This is a genomic window from Anaeromyxobacter sp. SG17, assembly GCF_022690695.1.
Lineage (GTDB): Bacteria > Myxococcota > Myxococcia > Myxococcales > Anaeromyxobacteraceae > Anaeromyxobacter > Anaeromyxobacter soli.
In genome coordinates this window covers 1-24,144 of sequence record NZ_JALCYX010000048.1, presented here as the reverse complement: position 1 = coordinate 24,144, position 24,144 = coordinate 1, and the positions used below count along the sequence as shown (strand labels likewise).

Here is a 24,144-nt window from a genome sequence, read left to right as displayed (position 1 = left end):
TTGCGGCTCCTCCACCGGTACCTCGCCAAGGAGATCCTGCTCCCCTTCGCGGCGGGCCTCCTGTTCCTCACCCAGATTTTGCTCGCGACGCAGCTCCTCGCGCAGGCCGACGTGCTCTTCGGCTCGGGCGTGTCGCTCGTGGACGTGGGCGCGGTGATCGTCTTCCTCCTGCCGTATTTCCTCGGGTACGTCCTGCCGATCGCGTTCCTGCTCGGCGCCGTGCTCGGGGTGGGGCGGCTCGCCGAGGACCGCGAGGTGGTGGCGCTCGGCGCGGCGGGGTTCTCGCCGGCGTTCCTCGTGCCCGTCCCGCTCGCGCTCGGCGTCGCCGTCGCGGGCGTGGGGCTCTGGCTGTCGCTCGAGGCGGTGCCGGCGAGCCTCGACGCGGCCCGCACGCGGCTCAACGAGATCGTGAAGCACAACGTCATGAACGACGTCCGCCCGGGCACGTTCTACGACCAGATCCCGGGGTACACGCTCTACGCGCAGCGGGTCCACGGGGGGCGCTGGGAGAACGTCCTCATCAGCGACCGCTCCGATCCCTCCGCGCCGGTGCTGGCGCTCGCCCACGGCGGCCGGCTCGAGCCGGTCGGTGCGGGGGAGGAGATGCGCCTCGTCCTGGACGACGGCGAGGTCCATCGCGAGCAGGTGGACTCGGACGAGTACGTGCTCGCCACCTTCCGGCGGGCCGAGGTCGTCCTCGGGCTCGGGACCGCGCTCTCGGATCGCAACGCCGTGTCCCGCACCGGCCGCGAGGGCGTGGCCGAGCTGCGCGCGCGCGCCGCGGAGGCGCGCGCCAAGGGAGACGTCGTCGGCGCGCGGCGCGCGGAGGGGACGCTGCACCGGCGGATCGCCTCGGCCCTGGCGGTGATCCCGTTCGCGCTGCTCGCCGTCCCGCTCGGCGCCTCCCGGAGGGCGGGCCGCGCGTTCGGGGTGGGGTCGACCTTCCTCGTGGTGGTCGCCCACTACCTGCTCCTGCGCGCCGGGGAGGTGATGGCGCAGCGCGGCGCGCTCCCGGCCGCGCTCGCGCTCGAGCTGCCGACCCTGGTCCTGTCCGCCCTCGCGCTCGCGCTCATCGCGATCCAGGTCCACCGCGGCACGGGGGCGGTGCGGTGATCCTGTTCCGGTACGTCGCGCGCCGGACGCTCGCCGCGTTCCTGGGCGCGCTCGCGGGCGTCGTCGCGATCTTCCTGGCGGTCGACTTCGTCGACAACGCCGCCGCGTTCACCGGGCCGGGCTGGGTCGGGGCGGTGCTCGAGCTCTACGTGTACAAGGCCGCCGTGGTCGTGCGGCAGGTCGCGCCGGCGGCGATGATCCTGGGCGCCGCCATCGCGGTCTCGACGTTCCGCCGGACCCGCGAGTACACCGCAATGCGCGCGGTGGGGCTCGGACCGTGGCGGCTCGCCGTGCCCGTCATCGCGGTGACGATCCTCTCCGGCGGAGCGCTCCTCGTCGTCCACGACCTGTGGGGCGTGGAGGCCGCGGAGCGCGCCGAGGAGATCCAGGCGCTCCGCTTCGGGCGGGGCGGCGACCGGCGCCGCTTCGAGGCGGCGCGCGAGCCGAAGCGCTGGTTCCGCGGCAAGGACGGACGGCGGGTGTACCACCTCCGCGGGACGCTGCCCGACGGCGGGTTCGCCCGCGTGACGGTGATGGAGGTCTCGGACGCCTTCCGGCTGGTGCGCCGGATCGACGCCGACAAGATGCGGCCCGAGGGGGGCGGCTGGCTGCTCGAGGACGTCGAGGACCGGACGTTCCAGCCGGACGGGAGCGTGCGGCTCGACCGGGCCGCCTCGCGCCGGTACGAGTTCCCCGAGCCGCCCGACGCCTTCGCGGTGGTCCCCGGGCGGCCCACGCAGATGCGCTGGAAGACGCTGCTCTCCCAGATCGCGATCCGCCGCCGGCTGGGCCTGCCGGTCGCCGAGTTCCAGCTCGAGCGCTACAACCGGCTCGCGTACCCGTTCGCCGGCGCGCCCGGCGCGATGCTCGCGCTCGCGCTCGCGCTGCGCCGCAACCGCAAGGGCCACATCGCGGCGGCGCTCGTCGAGTCGGTCGGGGTCTCGCTCCTGTTCTGGGGAGCGCAGGGCGTCACCTGGGCGATGGGGCTCTCGGGGCACGTCGCGCCGTGGCTCGCGGCCTGGGCGCCGAACGTCGTGTTCCTCGTGGTGGGCGCGGTCGCGGTGCGGCGGGCGCGGTGACCCGAGGGGCGACGCCAGGAGGCGCTCCGGACGGTTGTGTATTAGTGTTGGGCGGCATGCGTGCTGGGGAGGCGGTCGTCGGCCCGAGCGATGAGGCTCGGCATGGGGGGCTTGCGCGCTCCCTGCTCGCGCGCGCCGCCATCGCCGGCGTGACCGTCCACGCGGCGTTCCTCCCCATCTCCATCGCGGGCATGCAGATCGGGCTCGCCGTCGCCGCGGTCGCCGTGGCGGGGCTGTGGGTGCTCGGCGATCGGCCCCCCGTCGCGCGCGTCGCCGTCCCCGTGCTGGTGCTCGCCGCGAGCGCGGCCGGGTCGGTCGCGCTCGCATGGTCGGCGGGCCTGCCGCCGGGCTCGCCCTCCGCCGCGTTCCACTGGCGCTACCTGCTCGCGCCGCTCGTGGTCGCCCTCGCGCTCGAGGCGGGAGCCGGCGACGATCCCGAGGCGCCTCGGCGGCGGGCGCTCCTCGTGCTCTCCGTGTGGAGCGCCGCCGCCCTCGTGCCGGCCCTCTTCGCCTGGGTCCAGGTGCGCACGGGGATCGACCCGATGCACGCGCTGGGGCTCCGCGGCACGTCCCTGCCTCCTGCGTACCGCCAGGTGTTCGCCCCGGGCGCGCCGGAGCGCTTCGCGGTCGTGGGGTTCTTCAGCTGGTACACGCGGCTCGCCCACGCGCTCACGCCGGTCGCGGTGCTCGCCGGGACGCTCGCGGCGCGGGCGCCGCTTCCCCGGAGGGCTCGCGCGTTCCTCGCCTTCGCCGCGGTCGCCTCGGGCGCCGCGGTGTTCCTGACGGGCGCCCGCTCCGCGTGGGCCGGGCTCGCAGTCGCCGCCGCGATCGTCGCGGCCGCTGCCATGACGCGCCGGACCCGCCGGATCGCGCTCGCGACCGCGGCCGCCGGGGCGCTCGCCGTGAGCCCGCTCCTGCCCGCCGCCTGGCACTGGCTGGAGGAGACCCGCGCGACGGGGGGCGGCAACGGGCGCGAGACGATCTGGGCCGTGTGCGCGGACGTCATCCGGGACCACCCGCTCACCGGGGTGGGCTACGGCGCGCTGCCGCGCTGGTCGGCGCCCTACTGGGAGCGTCGCGATCCGCAGTTCGGCGTGCAGGCCTGGTGTCACGACGCGCTCCTCTCGGCCGTCGCCGAGGGCGGGCCGCTGCTCGGCGGCGCCGTCGTGGCCTGGTTCGCGCTCCTCGCCGTGGCGTTCGCGCGGTGGCGCCGCGGCGCGGACGCGCTCGGCCGGGCCGGCGCCGTGGGCGGGCTCGCGGTGATCGCCGCGCTGCTCGTGAACTCCGCCGTGCACGACGTGTTCTGGACGTCCGAGCCGGCGCTCGCGTTCGGCTGCGCGATCGGGATCGCGGCGGTGCTCGCGCGGCCGCGGCCGGACGCGTCGAACGGCAAGGCAGGGGAATCGCAGGCATGATGGCGCTCGTGGGATCGGTCCAGGCGGTGCTCCGCTACCGGGAGCTGCTCGCGCTGCTCGTCGCGCGCGACCTCAAGGTCCGCTACAAGCGCAGCACCCTGGGGATGCTGTGGACGCTCCTCAACCCGCTCCTGCAGATGGTCGTCTACACGCTCGTGTTCTCCACCATCATGCGGATCGGCATCGAGGGGTACCCGGTGTTCCTCCTCGCCGGCCTCCTGCCCTGGACGCTCATCTCGGTCGGCTCGGTCTCCGCCTCGATGTCGCTCCTCGGCAACCAGAGCCTCATCCGCAAGGTGGCGGTCCCGCAGGCGGTCTACCCGCTCGCCGCGGTCGGCTCGAAGCTCACGGACGCGGTCCTGTCGCTGCCCGCCCTGGCGATCCTGGCGATCGCGCTCGGCCGCCCGCCCGGCGTGTCTTGGCTCTTCGTCCCGCTCGCGTTCCTGCTCGCTGCGGCGTTCACGACGGGGCTCGCGCTGCTCTTCAGCTCGCTCTCGGTGTTCTTCCGCGACGTCCGGCACCTCATCGACGTGCTCTTCCAGATCTGGTTCTACGTGACGCCGGTCATCTACCCGGTGTCGTTCCTCGAGAACCTCCACCCCGCGCTGCGCATGGCCCTGGCGCTCAACCCGGCCGCGCCCATCGTGCGGATGTTCCAGGTGACCATCTACGAGGGGCGGATCCCGCCCGCCGGGCTCGTCGGGCTCGCGACGCTCGCGGCCGCGGTCTCGCTCCTCGCGGGCGGCGCCTTCTTCGTGCGGTCCGAGGACCGCCACATCCACAACTTCTGAACATGCCCGGATCCCTCACCTTCGAGAACGTCGGCATGCGCTTCCGGATGTACCGGGAGCGGGTGACCACGCTGAAGGAGGCGGTCCTCGGCCGCTTCCGGCACCTGCGCACCGCCGACGAGTTCTGGGCGCTCCGCGGCGTCTCGTTCCACGTCGGCCCCGGCGAGTCGGTCGGCCTCGTCGGCCACAACGGCTCCGGCAAGAGCACGCTCCTCAAGATCGCGGCGGGCGTCCTCCGCGCCTCCGAGGGGCGGGTGCAGGTCGAGGGGCGCGTCTCGCCCATGATCGAGCTCGCGGCAGGCTTCGATCCGGAGCTCACCGGCCGCGACAACATCTTCCTGAACGGCGCGCTCATGGGCCACACGCGCCGGGAGATGGAGCGGAAGTTCGACCGCATCGTCGAGTTCAGCGAGCTCGGCGAGTTCATCGACATGCCGGTGAAGAACTACAGCTCCGGCATGTACGCCCGGCTCGGGTTCGCCATCGCGGTGGACGTCGAGCCGGAGATCCTGATCATCGACGAGGTGCTCGCGGTGGGCGACGAGCGCTTCCAGGCCAAGTGCATGGACCGCATCCGCGAGCTCAAGGGGTCCGGGTGCACCATCTTCTACGTCTCGCACGCGATGGAGACGGTCGCGGAGCTCTGCGAGCGGGTGATCGTGCTGCACCATGGCCGCGTCGAGTTCGACGGCGCGCCGGCGCCCGCCATCGCGCGCTACCGGGAGCTCCAGGGGTTCGTCCCGCACGCGGCGACGCGGGCGGGGTGAGGGCGCGATGGGCGTCGGTCTCCGCCGCGCCGTCCGCGCCGCGATCTCGCTCGGCGGTCCGGAGGCCGTGTACGCCGCGAAGAAGGGCGCCATCGCGCTCCGCGCGCGCCTGCCCGCGCCGCTGCTGCGTGCGCGCCACGCCGCCGCCCTCGCCGCGCTCGACGCCCGGATCGCGGAGGCGCGCGGGGTGGTGGTGTACCTCCCGACGATCAACTGGGGATACCTCCACCAGCGCCCGCACCAGCTCCTTCGCGAGCTCGGCCGCCGCGGCTACGTCGGCGTGTTCTGCACCTGCAACCCCGCGGCGGACGCGGTCGAGGGGCTGCGCGAGGTCGAGCCGAACGTCTTCCTCTGCGCGGATCCGCGGCTCGTCGCGCACCTCGCGCGGCCGATCCTGTGGCTCAACTGGACCGTGAACGAGGCGTGGCTGTCCGCGTTCCGCCATCCCCGCCTGGTGTACGAGTACATCGACGAGCTCGAGGTCTTCAGCATGCACTGCCGGCGCATGCACGCGGACCACGACGCGCTGGTGCGCAGGGCCGACGTGGTCGTCGCGAGCGCCGACCGGCTCCACGCGGCCATCCGCGCAGCGCGACCGGACGCGGTGCTCGCGCCGAACGGCGTGCACGCTCCGGACTTCCGCGGGAGGGAGGGCGAGGCGCCCCCCGAGGACCTCGCGCGGATCGTCGCCCTGGGTCGCCCGATCGTCGGTTACTACGGCGCGCTCGCCCGCTGGCTCGACTTCGAGCTGCTGAACCGCGTGACGCAGGACGGCGCGGAGCTGAGCTTCGTCGTCATCGGCCCGGATCACGACGGCTCCGCGGCACGCATCGCATCGCGCCCGAACGTGCACGTGCTCGGCGAGCGCCCGTACGGCGAGCTCGCCCGCTACTCGCGGCGCTTCGACGTCGCGATCATCCCGTTCGAGGTGAGCGAGGTGACGCGCTCCACCTCGCCCGTGAAGCTGTTCGAGTACATGGCCGCCGGCGCTCCGATCGTCACGACGCCGATGGACGAGTGCCGCAAGTACCGGTCCGTCACCACCGCCGCGACGCCCGCGGAGTTCCTCTCCGCGGTGCGGGCGGCCGTCGGCAGGCGGGGAGACGCCGCGTATCAGGCGCTCCTCGCCCGCGAGGTGCAGCAGAACACCTGGGGAGAGCGCGTGGATCGGGTGCTCGCCGCGCTCGACGCGGGAGCCACGGCGCCGGCGGAGAGGAGGCGCGCATGACGGGGCCTGCGGTGAATTCGCCGGACTACTGGGAGGCGCGGTTCGCGAGCGGAGACTGGGGGGCGCGCGGCGGGCCGGCGCAGTCCCGCTTCTTCGCGGAGCTGGCGCTCTCGCTCGTGCCCCCGGCGGTGGCGGACGACCTCCGCGCGCGCCGGGCGAGCGTGTGCGACTGGGGCTGCGGGGAGGGTGAGGGCGCCGCCGCGCTCGCGGCCGCGTGGGGGACGCCCGTCACCGGCCTCGACGTCTCGCCCGCGGCGGTGGAGCGCGCGAGCAGGCGGCACGCCGGGGTCTCCTTCGCCGTGTCGCGCGCGGGTCTCGATCGGGAGTACGACGTGCTCTTCACGTCGAACACGCTCGAGCACTTCGCCGCGCCGTGGGGCGTGCTCGCGTCGCTCCTGCCCAGGGTGGGCCGCTACGTCCTCCTGCTCGTGCCGTTCGAGGAGCGGGAGCGGATCGAGGAGCACGCCTACACGTTCGAGCTCGAGAGCTTCCCCCTGGAGGTCGGCGGCTTCGAGCTCGTCGATCTCCGCGTCGCGCACTGCGCGGGGGTCGAAGGGTCGTGGTGGGCGGGCGATCAGGCGCTCGCGACCTACGCCCGGCGGGGCGCCGAGGGGATACCGCTGAGGCTCGAGCCCGCGCTCGCGGCGGGCGTGGCGCGGGCGGCGGCCCTCGCGGAAGCCCGCCACGCGCTGACGCAGGAGCGTGACGCGCTCCGCGCCGAGCGCGATGCGCTCGCTGCCGAGGGCGAAGCCGCGCGCGCCCGGCTCGCGTCGCTGCGCGCGGAGGCCGCCCATTGCGCGCAGCGCCTCGAGGCCGATCGGGCGCGCCGCTCGTACGTGCTCGCGCGTGCCGTGGCGACCTTGCGGGAGCACCCCGTCTCGGCCGCGGTCGCCGCGTGGGACGGGACCACGGGCCGGGTCGAGGCGGCGCACGCGCGGCTGCGCGGGTGGGATTCCCTCGCGGACGGGGCGGCGTCGCTCCGCGCCGCGGTGGCGGCATCGCAGGAGTGAGCCGCGCGCCGGGCTCAGGCCCGGCGCGTCCCGGTCTTCCGCAGCCAGCGGTACGCGTCGACGTAGGCGCCCGCGTAGGCGTCGGCCATGGCGCGGACGTGGAAGGGCCCCATGACCTTCTCGCGGCCGCGCGCGCCGCGGGCACGCCACGCGTCCGGGTGGAGCGCCACCTCGCGCATCGCCGCGGCGAGCACCTCGACGTACTCCTCCGGGGGACGCTCCCCGAGCGCGACGAGCTGCTCGAGCGTCAGCTCCGACAGCCGCTCGTAGGGGCACGGGATCACGATCCCGATGTCGCCTTCGTGGATCACCTCCCGCGCCGAACCCACGTCGGAGACGACCAGCGGGAGCCCGAAGTACATGGCCTCCATGACCGCGATGCTCCACCCCTCCACGAGCGACGGGAGCACGAAGCAGTCGGCGGCGCGGATGAGGCCCGCGATCGCGTCGCGGCTGCCCCAGGGCAGGATGAGCACCCGGTCCGAGAGCCCGCCGGCGCGGACGGCCTCGTCGACCTCGCGGGCGTAGCGCGCGTCCAACGGATTGCCGACGAGCACGAGCCGCGCGCGCGGCACGTCGACGGAGACCCTCGCGAGCGCCTCGACGGTGGTCCGCTGGAGCTTGTTGGGCGTGAAGGACCCCACCTGCAGGAACACGAAGTCGCCCTCGGAAAGGCCGAGCTCCTCGCGTGAGCCCCGGGACGCGCCCTCGAGCGCGCTCGGGTCGAGCCCGTTCGGCACGATCCGCACGCGCCGCGGATCCACCCCGAAGGTCGCCTCGAAGAAGCGCCCCACCTGCGGCGACACGGCGAGGTGGAGATCCACGTCGCGCAGGCGCTCGGCACGAGCGCTCCGGGCCTGCGGGTCCAGCCACACGTAGCTCGAGTGCACGGTGTACACGGTCGAGAGACCCAGGCCGCGATAACCGGTCAGCCCGGCGACGCTGTGGTGCAGGTTCACCACCTGGAGCTGACGCTCCTGCGCCGCCGCGATCAGCCGTCCCTCGACGCCGCCCGTGACCACCACGTCCACGCCGTCCTTCTGCAGCGCCCGGCCGGTGAGGCCGCACTCCGTCGCGTGCACGAGGACGGTCGGACGGACACGCGAGCGATCGAGGTTGCGGACGAGGTCGGAGACGATCTGCTCGAGGCCGCCGCGGTCCATCCCGTCGACCTGGAAGCCGACGCGCAGCGGCTCGCGCACGGGGAGGACCCGCGCCGGCGGCTGGCGAGGCGCGCGCGCGCAGCGCTTCTCGAAGAGGCGCAGCTGCGCGATGCGGCGGGCGAGCTCCGGCTCGCGCCGGGGATCGAGGAGGAACACGCCGCCGGGCAGCTCGCGATCGAGGTGCGCCGCGACCAGGGGGTCGGCGGCGAAGAGCAGCTCGGCGCGCCTCGCCGCGGCCTCGTCCACCTGGTCGAGCGGGAGGTCGACCACGCACACCCGCAGCGCGTCGTCGGAGTCCTCGCGCTCGCGCACGGCGGGATCGCCTGCGCGCGACAGGGCGTACGCGACGACGTCCGGCGTCGCCCCCGCCGCCACGCTCCGCGCGCCCGGGATCTCGACGCCCAGCTGGAGCCAGGCGGGGCTCGAGGCCAGCGCGGCCAGCCGCTCGCCGTGCCGGTCGAGCAGGCGGTGCACGCTCTCCGCGATGCGAAGCTCGCGGGCGCGCGCGTTCAGCGTGTTCTCGTGGACGCGGTACCGGTAGAGGACCTCCTCCACGTGGCCGATCCCGAACAGCGCGTGGATCCGCAGCCAGTAGTCGTAGTCCTCGCCGCCGAACGTGTCCTCGGCGTAGGCGCCCACCACGCGGGCCGCGTCGCGCCGGTAGAGGAAGCTCGCACCGATGAAGTTGTCGCCGCTCCGGTGGAGGTTCTCCACCGTGACCTCGCGCGGCAGGCGCATCCGGCTGCGGTCGTGCGGGTCCTGGTTCTGCGGCCGGAAGAGCGGATCGTCGAGCGGGCGGCCGCGATCGTCGATGGCCTGGTAATCGGAGAAGACCATCGCCTGCTCCGGATGCGCGCGGAGGTACCCCACGAGCACCTCGAGCTGGCGCGGGAGCATCACGTTGTCCGCCGAGGTCCAGGTGTAGAACTCGCCGGTGGCGAAGTCGAACCCGTTGTTGAGGGCGGACGGGAGCTTCTGGTTCGGCTGGGTCACGACGACGACGCGCGGGTCGTCCGCGAAGCGCTCGAGGATGGGCTCGACGCCGTCGGTCGACCCGTCGTTGACCACGATGAGCTCGAGATCGCGGTACGTCTGGGCGAGGACGCTCTCGATGGACTCCGCGAGCATCGACGCCTGGTTGTAGACGGGGAGCACCACGCTCACCCGTCCGCGGCGCCCCAGGGTGAGCCCGACGACCTGTCCCCCGCCGTCCGGCAGGAGCGAGCGCGCCGCCGCCCCGACCGCTCGCATCCCGCCGAGGCGGGCCTTCGCCTTCCGGGCCAGGCCGTGCGCCACCCGCAGCGGCCAGAACCCGTCCCGGACGCGGTAGTAGACCCGCGCCGCGCGCCAGGCCGTGCTGGTCCGGATCCCCTCGAGCTCCGCCTCCGTGCGGCGAAGCCGCTCCCCGGTGCGCTCCAGGTCCTCGCGGAGCCGGGAGGTGCGGGCGCGCTCGCGGGCGAGCGCGAGCCGAGCCTCGGCGAGCTCCTTCTCGATGCCGCCGGGGTCCATGGCCGAGGCCTGCTCGGCGTCGTGCGACACGCTCTGCTCCTCGCGACGGCCTGGTGGCGGGGGGGAGGTCACGGTCGAGCTCATGCTGCGGGCACTTTGCCACGAGTGCCCGATCCCTTGGGACCCTTGATAGGGAGGACGTCGGGGCGGCGTCGCTCGGCGCCCGTGCACCTGCTCCGCGGGCAAGTCACCGCCGCCCCGTCACCCTCCGGTACACCTCCAGCGTCAGCCGCGCCGTGTCCTCCCAGCGGAACCGCCGCGCGCGCCCGCGCGCGGCCGCGGCGCGCAGCCGCGAGCCCTCGCGGTCGTCGAGGGCCGTCCGGATCGCCGCGGCGAAGGCCTCGGGGTCGGACGGGGCGGCGTAGCGCACCGTCTCGCCGCCGACCTCGCGGAGCGCGGGGATGTCGCTCGCGACCGCGGGCGTCCCGGCCGCCATCGCCTCCGCGAGGGGCAACCCGAACCCCTCCCGCACCGAGGGCATGACGAAGCAGGCGGCGCCCGCGTACAGCGCGGGCAGCTCGTCGTCCGGGACCGTCCCCGCGAGCTGCACGTGCGGGGCGAGATCGCCGAGCGGCAGCGACTGGGTGAGCCCGCGCCGCCCCGCGATGACGAGGCGCAGGTCGCGCCCCTCGCGGCGCAGGAGCCGGAGCACGTCGAGCAGGACCGGCAGGTTCTTGCGCGGCTCGAGGGTGCCGACCGCGAGCAGGTAGGGCGCGCGGGGGCCTTCCGGCGCGCGCGCCTCGAAGAAGACCGGGTCGACGCCGTTCGGCGTGACGTGCACGCGCTCGCGCGGGACCCCCGTCGCGCGCACGAGCTCCTCCCGCGCCGCCTCCGACGGCGTGAACACCGCGGCGGCGCGCGCGAGCGCCTGCGGGTACAGCGGCCGCGCGTACCAGCGCTGCTCGGCGGGCAGGGCGTCGGGCTCGAGCCACGGCGTCGCGTCGTGGACGGTGACGGCGGAGCGCCCGCGCCAGAGGAGCGGGGTGGGGGAGCCTGGCGAGTGGAGCAGGTCCACGCGCGCGCCGGCGGCGGCGAGCGGGAGCCACGCCTGGTCGAGCGCGACGCGCGTGCGGAGCGGCGCGGCGCGCTGCTCGACCTCGAGCTCGGCGATGCTCGGCGGCGGGTCCGGCCGGGTGAAGAGGACGAGCTCTCCCGGCGCCAGCGCCGCGAGCGCGCGGGCGAGGCCGATCGCGTGGCGCTCGGGGCCGGCGAGGCGGTCGGGGCGGAGCCAGGTGAAGTCGATGCCTACGCGCACGGGCGCTCGCTCGCGGATCGCCGTCTTCAGGCCGCCGCCCACTCGGCCGGAACGCCCGACGGCGAGAGCCCGAGCGCGTCGCCGATCCGCGCGCTCGCGCGCCCGTCGCCGTAGAGATCGACCCGGCGCGCCATCCGGGCGTAGGCGGCGCCGTCCCGGAGCAGGGAGGTGCAGGCCTCGCGGATCACCTCGCGGCTCGTCCCGACGAGCCGCGACACGCCGGCCTCGACGCTCTCCTGCCGCTCCGTGACGTCACGCATGACGAGCACCGGCTTCCCGAGCGCGGAGGCCTCCTCCTGGATCCCGCCGGAGTCCGTCAGGATGAAGCGGCTCCGGCGCGCGAGCCACACGAGCGCCGGGTACTCGACCGGCTCGACGAGGTGCACGTTCGGCAGCCCGGAGAGGATGCGGAAGACCGGTTCCCGGACGTTGGGGTTGAGGTGCACCGGGTAGAGGATCTCGACGTCGTTCGCGCTCGCCACGTCCCGGATGGCCTCGCACAGCTCCTCGAACGGTCGCCCGAAGCTCTCGCGCCGATGGCCGGTGACGAGCACGAGGGGGCGCTCCGCGCGCAGCGGGAACCGCGCCGCGTACATCTCGTCGAGCCCCTTTTCACGGAGGGTCTCGATCGCGAGGAGGAGCGCGTCGATCCCGGTGTTGCCGACCACCCGGATGCGGTCCTCCGGGATCCCCTCCGCGAGGAGGCTCGCCTTCGCGCGCGCCGTCGGCGCGAGGTGCAGGTCGGCGAGCCGCGCGGTGAGCACGCGGTTCATCTCCTCGGGGTACGGCGCCCAGCGGTCGCCGCTGCGCAGCCCCGCCTCGACGTGTGCGACCCGGACCTTGCGGTGAAAGGCGGCGAGCGCCGTCGCGAAGCACGTGGTCGTGTCGCCCTGGACGACCACCCAGTCCGGGCGGCGCGACTCGAGCAGCCGATCCACCCCCGTGAGAGTCCGGGCGGCCACGTCCGACAGCGTCTGGTTCGTGCGCATGATCTCGAGGTCGTGATCGACGTCAACCCCGAAGAAGGAGACCACCTGGGTAACCATCTCCCGATGTTGCCCCGTGAGGCATACCTCCACGTGGGCCCCGGGGCGTTGCCGGAGATCGTGTACGAGGGGAGCGAGCTTCACCGCCTCGGGACGGGTTCCGAAGACGATCAGGATGCGCATTTCGCCAAACGTTACCAAGAGTAGCGACGTGTGGATATAAAGACCTGGGGACGGTGGAGGCAGCTCTCGATCACACTCGCCGGCGGTCGCGATGAGCGCCCGGCCGCGTGAGCGCGGGGCGGCGCCCCAGGGAGACTTACGATGATCCTGCTGCACGCGCTCGAGTGGGGACTGCTCGTGCTGGGCGTCTACACTTTTGCGGTCGCGCTGTGTGGCTTCCTCCCGCGCCGGAAGAGCGCCGCCGTCGAGCCGCTGCACCGCTTCGTCGTCGTCGTCCCGGCGCACGACGAGGCGGCGGTGATCGGCGACGCGGTCCGCGCGCTCACGCAGCTCGACTATCCCCGCCGCATGTTCCGCGTCGTGGTCGTCGCCGACAACTGTAGCGACGACACCGCGGCGCGCGCGCGGACCGCGGGCGCGGACGAGGTGCTCGAGCGCGACGAGCCCGGGAGCACGGGGAAGGGTCACGCCCTCCGGTGGGCGCTCGAGCGCGTCGCGTCGCGCTGGACCCCCGACGCGATCTGCGTGTTCGACGCCGACAACGTCATGTCCCCCAACTTCCTCACGGTCATGAACGCGCGGCTCGCCGCGGGCGCGCACGTCGTGCAGGGCTACCTCGACACGAAGAACCCGGACGACAGCTGGGTGACGAAGGCGATCTCCACCGGCTACTCGGTGTCGTCGCGCCTCTTCCAGCTCTCGCGCGAGAACCTCGGCATGTCCGCGGCGCTCGGCGGGACGGGCTACTGCATCCGGACGTCCACGCTGCACGCCTTCCCGCCGGATCCCGCCTGCGTGACGGACGACGCGGAGCTGCAGATGCGGCTCCTCCGCGAGGGCATCCGCGTGGAGTGGGCGCACGACGCCGTCACGTTCGACGAGAAGCCGCTCACGATGAGGGCGTCGAACGCGCAGCGGACGCGCTGGATGCAGGGCCGCTGGGACGTCGCGCGGCGGCACCTCCTCCCGCTCCTCGCGCGGGCGCTCCGCCACGGCGATCAGGCGGCGCTCGACGGCGCCATCGCGTGCGTGCAGCCCTCGCGCTCCGCGGTGGCGGTGCTCGCGGCCGGCGTCGCGGCGGTGCACGGGGTGGCCGCGCTCCGGGGCTCGGCGCTCGCGGCGGCGTTCTCCGTTCCGCTCCCCGCCTGGGGCGCGCTCCTCGCGTGCTACGCGGTGTTCCCCATGGCGGCGATGCGCGCCGAGGGGATGCCGGCGCGCGCGTTCGTGCGCTACGCGTACACGGCGATCTTCAACTCCACCTGGCTGCCCATCCTCGTGCGCGGGCTCTTGCGCATCGGGAAGCGCGACTGGGTCTCGACGCAGCACACGCGCAGCATCCCGCTCGAGGCGCGGCTCGCGGAGCGCCGCCCCGCGCCCGGGGGAAAGCCACCCGGCTCGGAGCGGGTGGCCTGATGCTGAAGCAGCGCGCGCGAGCGGTCGCTGCCGGGCTTCGGGGGCTCGATCTCGGGCTCCTGGTGCTCGCCTTCGGCCTCGCGTACTGGGTGCGCAGCGCGCTGCCCGGCACCCTCCCGGATCTCTACGCGCCCGACCGCTACCTGGCGTGGGTCGCGGCCGCGCTGCTCCTGTGGAGCCCCGCCGCGGGGGCCTCCCACGTGTACGCCGCGTACAGGACGCGCTCGCTCGGGGTCGAGGTGCTGCGCCTCGGCCGCGCCACGGTCACCCTCGCGCTCCTCCTCGGCACCGGGACGTTCATCGCGCACGACCACCAGCTCTCGCGCCTGCTCTTCGGGATCTGGCTCGCGACGGCGCTCGCGCTCTTCGCCGCGAGCCGGGTGGTGCTCCGGACCACCGCGCGCGCCGTCCGCCGGCGGGGCCGGAACACCCGCGCGTTCGCGGTGGTCGGCAGCGGGCCGCTCGCGGTGGCGATGGCGCGTCGGCTCGGGACGCGGCGGGAGTGGGGGCTCAGGTTCTGCGGGTACATCGTCGAGCCGGACGGAGCGGTTCGTCGAGGGGCCCAGGTGCTGGGCGCGATCGAGGACATGGGGAAGATCCTCGACCTGCACGTGCTGGATCTGGTCGTGGTCGCGGTGGGGCGCGATCGGCTCCGGGACGTCGAGGAGGCCATCGCGCTGTGCGAGGAGCAGGGGGTTCCGGTGAAGATCGCCCTCGACCTCTTCCCGGCGATCGACGCGCAGCTCGAGATCGAGGAGCTCGACGGGATCCCGCTCCTCTCCCTCGCGTCCGGTCCCCAGGAGGTGCTGCCGCTCCTCGCGAAGCGTGCCTTCGACGTCGTCCTGAGCGCCCTCGGCCTCCTCGTCCTCTCGCCCGTCCTCGCGCTCGTCGCGCTCGCCGTGCGGCTCGACTCCCCGGGCCCGGTGCTGTTCCGGCAGCGGCGCGTCGGCCTCAACGGCCGCGAGTTCACCCTGTACAAGCTCCGCTCGATGCGGGTCGGCGCAGAGGACGAGCTCCACGCCCTGCGCCAGCACAACGAGGCGGACGGGCCGGTCTTCAAGATGCGCGACGATCCGCGCGTGACGGCGGTCGGCCGCTTCATCCGCCGGGCCTCGCTCGACGAGCTCCCGCAGCTCTGGAACGTGCTCTGCGGCGAGATGAGCGTCGTCGGCCCGCGCCCGCCCCTCCCGGAGGAGGTGCGCCGCTACGAGCGCTGGCAGCGCCGGCGCCTCTCGATGAAGCCCGGGATCACCTGCACCTGGCAGATCTCGGGCCGCTCCGATCTCGAGTTCGATCGCTGGATGGAGCTCGACCTCGCCTACATCGACGGCTGGTCGCTGTGGCGGGACCTGCGCATCGTCGCCCAGACGATCCCGGCCGTCCTGCTCCGGCGCGGGGCGCGCTGACGCGCCGCTCCGGCCCGACTATCCTTCGAGGCCGTGCCGCCGCTCCCCGCCGATCTCGACGCTCGCGTCACCGCCGCCGCGGACGTGCTCCGGCGCGGCGGCCTCGTGGCCTATCCCACCGAGACGTTCTACGGGCTCGGCGCGCTCGCCCGCGACGAGGCCGCGCTCGGCAGGCTCGCCCGCGCGAAGCTCCGCCCGGAGGGCAAGCCCCTGCCGCTCCTCGCGGCGGACGTCGGCCAGGTGGAGGCGGTCGCCGGGCTCACGGGCATCGCGGCCCGCCTCGCCGCGCGCTTCTGGCCCGGGCCGCTCACGCTGGTGCTCCCCGCGCTCCCGGGGCTCGACCCCGCGGTCACGGCCGGCGCCGGGACCGTCGCCATCCGCGTCCCCGGCAGCGAGGTCGCGCGGGCCCTCGCCCGGCGGGCGGGCGGGGCCATCGTGTCGACGTCTGCGAACCTCTCCGGCGAGGCGCCGCCGACCGACGCCGGAGACCTCTCGGCGGACCTCCTCTCGCGCATCGACCACGTCCTCGACGGCGGGCGCACGCCGGGCGGGCTGCCGAGCACGATCGTGGAGGTGGAGGGGGACAGCGTCCGCCTCCTGCGCGAGGGCGCCATCCCATTCGACGCCGTGCGCGCCGCGGCCGACTGACGCAAGGGGGCTGCTCCGGATGCGCGCGGTCACCTCGGGCGCCTTGCACCCCGCGGGGCGCTGATCTAGCGTCCCACCCCCATGGCGGAGATCGCCCCGTTTCACGGAATCCGATACGCCGCCTCGAAGGGCCGCGCGCTCGCACAGCTCATCGCGCCGCCCTACGACCTCATCTCGCAGGAGCAGCGCGACGAGCTGCTCCGGCGCAGCACCGAGAACGTGGTCCACATCACCCTCGGCGAGGAGCGCCCCGGCGACGGGCCGGCGCAGAACCGCTACACGCGCGCCGCGGAGTACTTCCGCCGCTGGCTCGCCGAGGGCGTGCTGCGCCGCGACCCCACCCCGGCGCTCTACCCGCTGGAGCAGAGCTTCTGGTCGCCGGATGGGCGGCGCCTCAAGCGGCGCGGCTTCATGGCCGCCGTGCGGCTGCACGAGTTCCGCGAGGGCATCATCGTCCCGCACGAGAAGACGCTCGTCGCGCCCAAGGCGGACCGGCTCGAGATCCTGAGGCACGTGGGCGCGAACCTCTCGCCCATCTTCGGCCTGTACCGGGACGAGGCGCAGGTCACGGCGCGGACGCTCGACGCGGCGACCGCGGCGGAGCCGGTGGCGGACACCGACTCCGACGACGGCGTGCACCACCGCATGTGGCGGACCGAGGACCCGGCGCTCGTGTCCGCGCTCACCGAGCTCGTCGCGCGGCAGCGCGTCTTCATCGCCGACGGGCACCACCGCTACGAGACGGCGCTCGTGTACCAGCGCCAGCTCGAGGAGGCGAACCCCGGCCTCCCCGCGGACGGCGGGCACCACTACATCCTCATGTTCCTGTGCCCGATGAACGACCCGGGCCTGTTCCTGTTCCCCACGCACCGGCTCCTGTTCGGCCTGAAGGACCTCTCCCTCCCGCGCTTCGTCGAGCGGCTCGAGCGCTACTTCACGGTGGAGACGCTCCCCGAGGACATCCGCCGCCCGGCGGGCCGCGCCTGGGCCATCTCCAAGCTCGCCGAGCACGGGGGCAAGGCGAGCACCTTCATCCTCCTCTCCGCCGAGGACCAGAAGGCGCGCGTGGTCACGCTGCGCGACGACGTGGACCTCTCCGACGCGGAGCTGCCCGCGAACCAGATGCTGCGGGCGCTCGACGTGACGGTGCTGCACTCGATCGTCTTCCAGCACCTGCTCGGCCTCTCGCCGCGGGCGCAGGAGAACCAGGAGAACCTCACCTACGTCCGCGACGCGGGCGAGGCGGTGAACCGGGTCCTCTCCGGCGAGCATCAGCTCGGGTTCCTCCTGAACCCCACGCCGATGTGGCAGGTCGAGGCGATCGGCGACGCGGGCGAGACGATGCCGCAGAAGAGCACGCTCTTCTACCCGCGCCTCCAGAGCGGCCTCGTGATGCGCCAGGTGAACCCCCGGGAGCGGCCCTAGCCGGCGAGGCCGCGCTTCTTTGTCCAAACCCGCAGTCTGCGATAGAAAACCGTCATGCCCTTCCCCCAGGACCGCCCCCGCCGCCTGCGCCGCAACGAGGCGCTGCGCAGCCTCGTCCGCGAGACGCACCTCGCGCCCGACGACCTCGTCTGGCCGCTGTTCGTGCTCCCCGGCAAGCGCGTGCGGAACCCGGTGAAGTCGATGCCGGGCGTCTTCCAGCTGTCGGTCGACGAGCTCGTCGCGGAGGCGCAGGCCGGGTACGAGGCGGGCGTCCGCTCCGTGATCCTGTTCGGGATCCCCGAGCACAAGGACGAGATCGGCAGCGGGGCCTACGACGAGAACGGCGTCGTCCCGCAGGCGATCCGCGCGCTCAAGGCAAAGGTCCCCGGGCTCGTCGTGATGACCGACGTGTGCATGTGCGAGTACACGGACCACGGCCACTGCGGCATCCTCAAGGCGCCGAAGGCCGGCGGCCCCGGGCAGGATCTCTCGGTCGACAACGACGCGACCCTGCCGCTCCTCGCCAAGGAGGCGGTCGCGCACGCCCGCGCCGGCGCCGACATCGTCGCCCCGTCGGACATGATGGACGGCCGCGTCGCCGCGATCCGGGCGGCGCTCGACGCCGAGGGGTACGGAGACGTGCCCGTCCTCTCCTACGCCGCGAAGTTCGCCGGCGCGTTCTACGGCCCGTTCCGCGACGCCGCGGAGAGCGCGCCGCGCGAGGGGCCGGGCATCCCCAAGGATCGCAAGGGCTACCAGATGGACCCCGGCAACTGGCGGGAGGCGCTCCGCGAGGTGGCGCTCGACGTCGCCGAGGGCGCCGACATGGTGATGGTGAAGCCCGCGGTGCCGTACCTCGACATCGTGCGGCTCATCCGCGATCGCTTCGAGCTGCCGGTCGCCGCGTACCACGTGTCCGGCGAGTACGCGATGATCAAGGCCGCCGCCGAGCGCGGCTGGATCGACGAGGCGCGGGTCGTGCTCGAGACCCTGCTCTGCTGCCGCCGCGCCGGCGCCGACCTCATCCTCACCTACTACGCGAAGGAGGCCGCGCACCTCCTCACCGGGAAGCGCGGGTGACCCGCGGAGCGTCCCAGCCCGACGAGCCCGGCGGGGCGGCCTCGTACAAGGTCGTCGAGGTCTCGCCCGTCGGCGAGGAGAGCCTGGAGGGGGCGCTGAACCGCTGGACCGCGGAGGGCTTCGCCTTGGAGTCGGTGCACTTCGTCATGCGCGAGGGGTCGCACCGCCCGGCGATGGCCTACCTGTTCTTCGTGCGGGGGAGCGCGTAGCGAGATGCGCGACGCGAGGCGAGAGGGCAGCCCGTACCCCAAGGCGGACCTGTCGCTCCGCGCGCTCGCGCGGCTCGCCGACTTCACCCTCGCGCTCGTCCTCGCCCAGGCGTCGCCGCAGGTGGGGCCGCTCCTCGCCGCGCTCTACCTGCTCGTCGCCGACGGCCTGCTCTCCGGGCAGTCCATCGGCAAGAAGATCTTCGGCGTGCGCACGGTCGTGGTGCCGCGCCGGGCGCCGGCCGGCTACCGCGAGTCCATGCTGCGCAACGCGCCGTTCGCGCTCGTCGCCATCTTCTACGCGGTGCCGCTGCTCTGGCCCGTGCTGTTCGTCGCCGGCGTGCCGATCGTCGCCTTCGAGGCGTACATGATCTACACGGACCGGCTCGGCGTCCGGATCGGCGACATCTTCGCCGACACGCAGGTGGTCGACGGGAAGGTGCTGGCGAAGGACGCGGCCGTGGCGCCCGACCTCGCCGCCACGCCGGCGCCGCCGCCCTCCGCGAGCGCGACGCGCGGCGGCGCGGCCCGGTCGGCCGCCTAGGAGCATGACCCGCGAACCGCCAGCGAGCGAGGCGAGCCCGCCGCGGCGGAGGCGCAGCCCCCGTTAGTTCCTTCCAGGAGCCGGCCCACGATGCGCATCGCGCTCACGCACAACCTTCGACTCTCCGACTCCGAGGAGGAGGCCGAGTTCGACACCCGCGAGACCGTCGACGCCCTGGCGGCCGCCATCGAGCGCCTCGGCCACCGCGTCGAGCGGATCGAGGTCTCCGGGCCGGCGTCGCGCACCGTCGCGCGCCTCGAGGCGTTCGGGCCGGACCTCATCTTCAACACCGCCGAGGGGCGGCGCGGCCGCTTCCGCGAGGCGTTCTTCCCGGCGCTCTTCGACGAGCTCGGGATGCCGTACACCGGCTCCGACGCCTACGCCCTCGCGCTCACGCTCGACAAGCAGCTCACGAAGCTCGTGCTCGCCCAGCACGGGGTCACGACGCCGCGCTGGCAGTACCTCGAGGACGCGCAGAAGCTCCAGCCCAACGCCCTGCGCTACCCCGTCATCGTGAAGCCCAACTTCGAGGGCAGCTCGAAGGGCATCACGCAGGACTCGGTGGTCGAGGACGCCCTGCGGCTCCACGAGGTGGTGCGCGAGTCCCTCCGGCGCTACCCCGCGGGGCTCCTCGTGGAGGAGTTCATCGTCGGGCGGGACGTGACGGTGCCGTTCCTCGAGGCGGCCGCGCCGGAGCGGCACGGCGTGCTGCAGCCGGTCGAGTACGTCATCGACGAGGCGGCCACCGCCTCCCGCCGGTACGCCATCTACGACTACGAGCTCAAGACCAAGCTCGACCGGTACGTGTCCGTGCGCGCGCCGGCGAAGGTGAAGCGGAGCCAGGCCGAGCGGATCCAGCAGCTCTGCGAGACCGTCTACCGCCAGCTCGGGATCCGCGATCTCGGCCGGATCGACCTGCGCCTCGGCGACGACGGCGGGATCTACTTCCTGGAGATCAACGCGCTGCCCTCCCTCGAGCCCGGGGCGGGCATCTACGCCTCCGCCGCGCTCGAGGGGCTCCACGACGACGCCGTGCTCGGCGCGGTCATCCAGAGCGCGACGCGCCGCTTCAACATCGCCGAGCCGCGCGGACGGCGCGGCCGCCCGAGGCGCACCGAGCGGCTCAAGGTCGGCTTCACCTTCAACGTGAAGCGGCTCACGCCGGACCCGTCGGGCGAGGGGGACGAGGAGGCCGAGTACGACTCCCCGAAGACGCTCCAGGCGATCCGCGAGGCCATCGCGAGCTACGGCCACGAGGTGGTCGATCTCGAGGCGACGACCGAGCTGCCCTTCGTCCTCGCGGCGACGCCGGTGGACGTCGTGTTCAACATCGCCGAGGGGTTCCGGGGCCGGAACCGCGAGTCGGCGGTCCCGGCGCTCCTCGAGCTCCTCGACATCCCGTACACGGGGTCGGATCCCGCCGCGCTCTCGGTCTCGCTCGACAAGGCGCTCGCGAAGCGCATGGTCCGGACGCACGGGGTGCTCACGCCCGACTACGTGGTGATGCACACCGGGAAGGAGCGGCTCCCGCGCGAGCTCTCGTTCCCGCTCCTCGTGAAGCCCGTCGCGGAGGGGACCTCGAAGGGCGTCACGAAGAAGTCCATCGTGCGCGACGAGGTCGAGCTGCGCGAGGTCGCGCGCGAGCTCATCGCGAAGTACCGCCAGCCGGCGCTCGTCGAGGCGTACGTCGCCGGGCGCGAGTTCACGGTGGGGCTCCTCGGCGAGCGCCGCCCGCGCGTGCTGCCGCCCATGGAGATCGTCTTCCTCGACGCGAGCGATCCCACGCCCATCTACTCGTTCGAGATGAAGCAGGACTGGAACGAGCACATCCGCTACGAGGTCCCCGCGAAGCTCGCGCCGCGCGAGCTCGACCGGCTCGAGAAGGCTGCGCGCGAGTGCTTCACCGCGCTCGGCTGCCGCGACATCGCGCGGGTGGACTTCCGCATGGACGCGGAGGGCCGGATCTACTTCATCGAGTGCAACCCGCTGCCGGGGCTCGCGCCCGGGTGGTCGGACCTCGTGCTCATCTCGCAGGCCGCCGGGATCGACTACCGCGGGCTCATCGGCGAGATCCTCGCGTTCGCGATCCGGCGCTACCAGGAGCGGGAGCGAGAGCGGGAGCGGGCCCGGCGGGCGCAGGCGGCGGCCGAGCGCGAGGCCCTCGCGGAGCGCGCCGTGGCGGAGCGGGGCGCGCACGCGCAGGCGGTCGCGGGCGCCGCCAACGGGTCGAACGGCTCGGAGAAGCCTTCCGGGACGCCCGGCGAGGGCGCGCCGCCCGTATAATCGCGGGCGATGCCCGACGACCGCCCGACGAACGAGCCGCGCCGCCGCGCGCGGGAGCTGGGGATCCCGCTCGGGCGCTACAAGACCGGGCGCTGGAACGCGATCACCGACGTCGCGGGCGTGAAGGTCGGCCACGCGACGATCATCCGCGGGGCCGCGGGGCCGCTCAAGGTGGGGAAGGCGCCGGTGCGCACCGGCGTCACCGCGATCCTCCCGAACCCGGCGAACGTGTTCGAGGAGCGCGTCGTCGGCGGCGGCTTCATCCTGAACGGGGCGGGCGAGGTCTCGGGGATGACCCAGCTCCTCGAGTGGGGCCTCATCGAGACGCCGATCTTCCTCACCAACACGCTCTCCGTCGGCGCGGTCTCGGACGCCGCCGTGAAGTGGATGATCGACCGGTTCCCGGGCATCGGGCACGAGCACGACGTCATCATCCCGCTCGTCGGCGAGTGCGACGACTCCTGGCTGAACGACATCGCCGGCCGGCACGTGCACGAGGAGCACGTGACCGAGGCGCTCCGGACCGCGAGCGACGGGCCGGTCGCGGAGGGGAGCGTGGGCGGCGGGACGGGGATGATCACCTGCGACTTCAAGGCGGGGATCGGCACCGCGAGCCGCAAGCTCCCGGAGGTGCTCGGCGGCTACACCGTGGGCGTGCTCGTCATGTCGAACTTCGGCGTGATGCGGCAGCTCCGCGTGGGCGGGCTCCCGGTCGGCGAGGTGCTCGAGGCGCGGTACCGCTCGGCCCCGCGCCGGAGCCAGAACTACGGCTCCATCATCGCGGTGATCGCGACGGACGCGCCGCTCATCACCCACCAGCTCAACCGGCTCGCCAAGCGGGCCGCGCTCGGCATCGGCCGCGTCGGCTCGACCGCGATGCACGGCTCGGGCGAGATCGTCCTCGCGTTCTCGACGGCCAACAAGGTGCCGCGCGAGTCGCGCAAGATGGTCTACCGGGTGAAGATCCTCCTCGACCAGCGGCTCGATCCGCTCTACGAGGCCGTGATCGAGGCGACCGAGGAGGCGATCCTCAACTCCCTCTGCATGGCGCGCGACATGGACGGCGCGAACGGCCACGTCTCCCGGGCGCTGCCGCTCGCCGACGTGAAGGAGCTCGTGCAGCACTGGACGTCGCGTCACGGCGCCGAGCCCGCTCCGGCTGGCCGCCGGCCGCAGCCAGAGCCGGGCGCGGCGCCGAGGATCCCCGCCGCCGTCGCGAAGCCGAGCGCGGCTCGGGGCGCCGAGGGCATGCCGCGGCCGACGCGGCCTGCGGGCGCGCCGCCGCCGGCGAGGATCGAGCGGGCGGACGCGCGCAGCGACTCGCAGGAGGCCAAGGCGGAGGGCGCAGCGACGGGGGAGGGCGCCCCTCGCCCGGACGGCGGCGAGACGCCGGACCGCTGACGCTCTGGCGCGCCCGGCCCCGGCGTGCGATACACCGTCGCCGGGACGACTTTTCCCCATCGGTCGACACGACCCGACCCACGGAGGCCCCATGGCCAACTCGAAGAGCAAGCACATGCGGATGAAGAGCGAGCGGCGCCGGAAGTGGAAGGCCCGCAAGCGTCGCCAGAAGGCCTCCAAGGGCCAGGCGAAGAAGTAGCGCGCCGCGCGACGGCGCTCGCTTCACGAGCGGCGGGGCGGCCTCCGGGCCGTGCCCGCCGTCGCGCTTTCCGGCTCCCTGCCCGGTCCGGGCCGTCCGCCCGATCAGAACCGCAGCGCCAGCCCGAGCTCCGGCCCCGAGAAGTGGAGCTGCGGGCCGTCCTTCCGATCGCCCGAGACGTCGATCGCCCGCCAGCCGAGCGTGAGCGCCAGCGGACCGCCCCGGAACGCCGCCGCGAGCCGGGCGTCGGTGACGGGAACCGGGGTCGGCGTCACGCGGGCGTGACCCTCGACGCCGAACGGCCCGACGAGGCCGAGGTGGCCGGACACCCCCACGTCCGGCCCGAACGCGATCGTCCCCGCGTACGGCTCGCCGACGAGCCCGCCCGAGTCGGGCATCGACAGCATCGACGCGCCGACCTCGAGCCGCATCCGGTAGGAGGGCGCGGACAGGAACGACCAGGTTGCGTGCATCGTGCCCCACCCCAGCGTGGCCGCGTCGTTGGTCATCGCGCCGCGCAGGCGGTCGCGGCCCACGGCGCCGATGCTGGCGTGGAACCCGAGGTGACGCCCCTCGATGACGAGGTCGAGCACGCCGGCGCCGCCTCGCGTGTGGCCGGCCGCCTGGAGCGACAGGAGCGTCGTCGTGCGGTCCGGGCTCCCCTCGGGCGGTGGGAGATAGGCCTCCGGCGGATAGGGCACGTAGGGCCGGTACATGGGGTAGTAGCCCCACCCCCAGCCGAGCCCCCACCAGAACGGCGCGATCCCGAGGGCGTACGCCGGGTACGGGTAGTATGGATAGGACGGATAGTATGGGTAGTAGGGGGAGTAGGGGTAGCGAGGAGAATACGGCCCCGGCGCCGGGCGGTGGCTCGGCGGCACCGTGCCGGTGGGCGGCGGCGCGGGGCGGACCGCGGCGCTGCCGCGCGGGGGTGCGGGCCGGGTGCCGTAGTACGGGGACTGGGTCGCCCGGGTGGGCGCGCCGGAGGGCCCGACGCGAGGCTGGCCGGCCCGCGGGGGCGCGGGGCGGGGCTGGGCCGC

Annotated in this window: 21 protein-coding genes; 17 read left to right on the top strand and 4 right to left on the bottom strand. The window is 74.0% G+C overall.

Annotated features, from left to right (window positions below):
- The 7 genes from MNY60_RS16330 to MNY60_RS16300 all read left to right on the top strand — a co-directional run bounded on the left by MNY60_RS16330 (position 1) and on the right by MNY60_RS16300 (position 7,403).
- Positions 1-1,113 carry an LptF/LptG family permease gene (locus tag MNY60_RS16330; protein ID WP_242337527.1) on the top strand — a complete coding sequence of 371 codons (1,113 nt, stop codon included), beginning with the start codon at positions 1-3 and terminating at the stop codon, positions 1,111-1,113.
- Positions 1,110-2,192, top strand: a complete 1,083-nt coding sequence (locus MNY60_RS16325) for an LptF/LptG family permease (RefSeq protein ID WP_242337525.1) — start codon at positions 1,110-1,112, stop codon at positions 2,190-2,192. The genes MNY60_RS16330 and MNY60_RS16325 overlap by 4 nt, the downstream gene beginning before the upstream one ends.
- 149 nt (positions 2,193-2,341) lie before the next feature.
- Entirely contained in the window at positions 2,342-3,607 is a 1,266-nt protein-coding gene (locus MNY60_RS16320) for an O-antigen ligase (RefSeq protein WP_242361125.1), read from the top strand.
- Positions 3,604-4,398: an ABC transporter permease gene (locus MNY60_RS16315; protein WP_242337521.1), complete on the top strand. Its 795-nt coding sequence runs from the start codon at positions 3,604-3,606 to the stop codon at positions 4,396-4,398. Before MNY60_RS16320 ends, MNY60_RS16315 begins: the two co-directional genes overlap by 4 nt.
- Before the next feature lie 2 nt (positions 4,399-4,400).
- Positions 4,401-5,165 carry an ABC transporter ATP-binding protein gene (locus tag MNY60_RS16310; RefSeq protein ID WP_242337519.1) on the top strand — a complete coding sequence of 255 codons (765 nt, stop codon included), beginning with the start codon at positions 4,401-4,403 and terminating at the stop codon, positions 5,163-5,165.
- 7 nt (positions 5,166-5,172) lie between these two features.
- The gene (locus tag MNY60_RS16305; protein ID WP_242361123.1) at positions 5,173-6,393 is read left to right on the top strand and encodes a glycosyltransferase; all 1,221 of its coding nucleotides are present in this window, start codon (positions 5,173-5,175) and stop codon (positions 6,391-6,393) included.
- Positions 6,390-7,403, top strand: a complete 1,014-nt coding sequence (locus tag MNY60_RS16300) for a trans-aconitate 2-methyltransferase (RefSeq protein WP_242361121.1) — start codon at positions 6,390-6,392, stop codon at positions 7,401-7,403. Before MNY60_RS16305 ends, MNY60_RS16300 begins: the two co-directional genes overlap by 4 nt.
- A gap of 14 nt (positions 7,404-7,417) precedes the next feature.
- Here the strand turns inward: MNY60_RS16300 and MNY60_RS16295 are convergent, their stop codons facing one another.
- From MNY60_RS16295 to wecB, 3 genes are all read right to left on the bottom strand, one after another.
- The gene (locus MNY60_RS16295; RefSeq protein WP_242337514.1) at positions 7,418-10,105 is read right to left on the bottom strand and encodes a glycosyltransferase; all 2,688 of its coding nucleotides are present in this window, start codon (positions 10,103-10,105) and stop codon (positions 7,418-7,420) included.
- Between the two features lie 157 nt (positions 10,106-10,262).
- Positions 10,263-11,330, bottom strand: coding sequence for a glycosyltransferase family 1 protein (locus MNY60_RS16290; protein ID WP_242337512.1), 1,068 nt, complete (start codon positions 11,328-11,330; stop codon positions 10,263-10,265).
- 26 nt (positions 11,331-11,356) lie between these two features.
- Positions 11,357-12,499 (bottom strand): non-hydrolyzing UDP-N-acetylglucosamine 2-epimerase, encoded by a 1,143-nt coding sequence (gene wecB, locus MNY60_RS16285; protein ID WP_242337510.1) that lies wholly within the window; start codon positions 12,497-12,499, stop codon positions 11,357-11,359.
- Positions 12,500-12,640: 141 nt separating this feature from the next.
- Between wecB and MNY60_RS16280 the strand changes: the two genes are divergently transcribed.
- From MNY60_RS16280 to MNY60_RS16235, 10 genes are all read left to right on the top strand, one after another.
- Positions 12,641-13,912, top strand: a complete 1,272-nt coding sequence (locus tag MNY60_RS16280; protein ID WP_242361148.1) for a glycosyltransferase family 2 protein — start codon at positions 12,641-12,643, stop codon at positions 13,910-13,912.
- Positions 13,912-15,318, top strand: coding sequence for a sugar transferase (locus tag MNY60_RS16275; protein ID WP_242337507.1), 1,407 nt, complete (start codon positions 13,912-13,914; stop codon positions 15,316-15,318). Before MNY60_RS16280 ends, MNY60_RS16275 begins: the two co-directional genes overlap by 1 nt.
- Before the next feature lie 33 nt (positions 15,319-15,351).
- Positions 15,352-15,966, top strand: a complete 615-nt coding sequence (locus tag MNY60_RS16270; RefSeq protein WP_242337504.1) for an L-threonylcarbamoyladenylate synthase — start codon at positions 15,352-15,354, stop codon at positions 15,964-15,966.
- An 81-nt stretch (positions 15,967-16,047) separates the two neighbouring features.
- Positions 16,048-17,391, top strand: coding sequence for a DUF1015 domain-containing protein (locus tag MNY60_RS16265; protein WP_242337502.1), 1,344 nt, complete (start codon positions 16,048-16,050; stop codon positions 17,389-17,391).
- Positions 17,392-17,445: 54 nt separating this feature from the next.
- On the top strand, positions 17,446-18,471 hold the full coding sequence (gene hemB, locus MNY60_RS16260) for a porphobilinogen synthase (RefSeq protein ID WP_242337500.1): 1,026 nt from the start codon (positions 17,446-17,448) through the stop codon (positions 18,469-18,471).
- Positions 18,468-18,680 (top strand): DUF4177 domain-containing protein, encoded by a 213-nt coding sequence (locus MNY60_RS16255; protein WP_242337498.1) that lies wholly within the window; start codon positions 18,468-18,470, stop codon positions 18,678-18,680. Before hemB ends, MNY60_RS16255 begins: the two co-directional genes overlap by 4 nt.
- Before the next feature lie 4 nt (positions 18,681-18,684).
- Positions 18,685-19,221, top strand: a complete 537-nt coding sequence (locus tag MNY60_RS16250; RefSeq protein ID WP_242337496.1) for an RDD family protein — start codon at positions 18,685-18,687, stop codon at positions 19,219-19,221.
- A gap of 90 nt (positions 19,222-19,311) precedes the next feature.
- Positions 19,312-21,504, top strand: coding sequence for an ATP-grasp domain-containing protein (locus MNY60_RS16245; protein ID WP_242337494.1), 2,193 nt, complete (start codon positions 19,312-19,314; stop codon positions 21,502-21,504).
- Between the two features lie 9 nt (positions 21,505-21,513).
- Complete coding sequence (locus MNY60_RS16240) at positions 21,514-22,905, top strand: P1 family peptidase (RefSeq protein ID WP_242337492.1); 1,392 nt, start codon at positions 21,514-21,516, stop codon at positions 22,903-22,905.
- A gap of 91 nt (positions 22,906-22,996) precedes the next feature.
- On the top strand, positions 22,997-23,104 hold the full coding sequence (locus MNY60_RS16235) for an aminopeptidase (protein ID WP_242337490.1): 108 nt from the start codon (positions 22,997-22,999) through the stop codon (positions 23,102-23,104).
- Positions 23,105-23,208: 104 nt separating this feature from the next.
- On the opposite strand, the gene MNY60_RS16230 is transcribed toward MNY60_RS16235, so the two are convergent.
- Positions 23,209-24,144 (bottom strand): hypothetical protein (locus tag MNY60_RS16230; protein ID WP_242361147.1); only part of this gene is annotated, 936 nt, incomplete at its 5' end.

Coding starts and splice junctions, on each gene's coding strand:
- MNY60_RS16315 (WP_242337521.1), top strand. CDS start 3,604: ATGATGGCGCTCGTGGGATCGGTCCAGGCGGTGCTCCGCTACCGGGAG.
- MNY60_RS16310 (WP_242337519.1), top strand. CDS start 4,401: ATGCCCGGATCCCTCACCTTCGAGAACGTCGGCATGCGCTTCCGGATG.
- MNY60_RS16305 (WP_242361123.1), top strand. CDS start 5,173: ATGGGCGTCGGTCTCCGCCGCGCCGTCCGCGCCGCGATCTCGCTCGGC.
- MNY60_RS16300 (WP_242361121.1), top strand. CDS start 6,390: ATGACGGGGCCTGCGGTGAATTCGCCGGACTACTGGGAGGCGCGGTTC.
- wecB (WP_242337510.1), bottom strand. CDS start 12,499: ATGCGCATCCTGATCGTCTTCGGAACCCGTCCCGAGGCGGTGAAGCTC.
- MNY60_RS16280 (WP_242361148.1), top strand. CDS start 12,641: ATGATCCTGCTGCACGCGCTCGAGTGGGGACTGCTCGTGCTGGGCGTC.
- MNY60_RS16275 (WP_242337507.1), top strand. CDS start 13,912: ATGCTGAAGCAGCGCGCGCGAGCGGTCGCTGCCGGGCTTCGGGGGCTC.
- MNY60_RS16265 (WP_242337502.1), top strand. CDS start 16,048: ATGGCGGAGATCGCCCCGTTTCACGGAATCCGATACGCCGCCTCGAAG.
- hemB (WP_242337500.1), top strand. CDS start 17,446: ATGCCCTTCCCCCAGGACCGCCCCCGCCGCCTGCGCCGCAACGAGGCG.
- MNY60_RS16250 (WP_242337496.1), top strand. CDS start 18,685: ATGCGCGACGCGAGGCGAGAGGGCAGCCCGTACCCCAAGGCGGACCTG.
- MNY60_RS16245 (WP_242337494.1), top strand. CDS start 19,312: ATGCGCATCGCGCTCACGCACAACCTTCGACTCTCCGACTCCGAGGAG.
- MNY60_RS16240 (WP_242337492.1), top strand. CDS start 21,514: ATGCCCGACGACCGCCCGACGAACGAGCCGCGCCGCCGCGCGCGGGAG.
- MNY60_RS16235 (WP_242337490.1), top strand. CDS start 22,997: ATGGCCAACTCGAAGAGCAAGCACATGCGGATGAAGAGCGAGCGGCGC.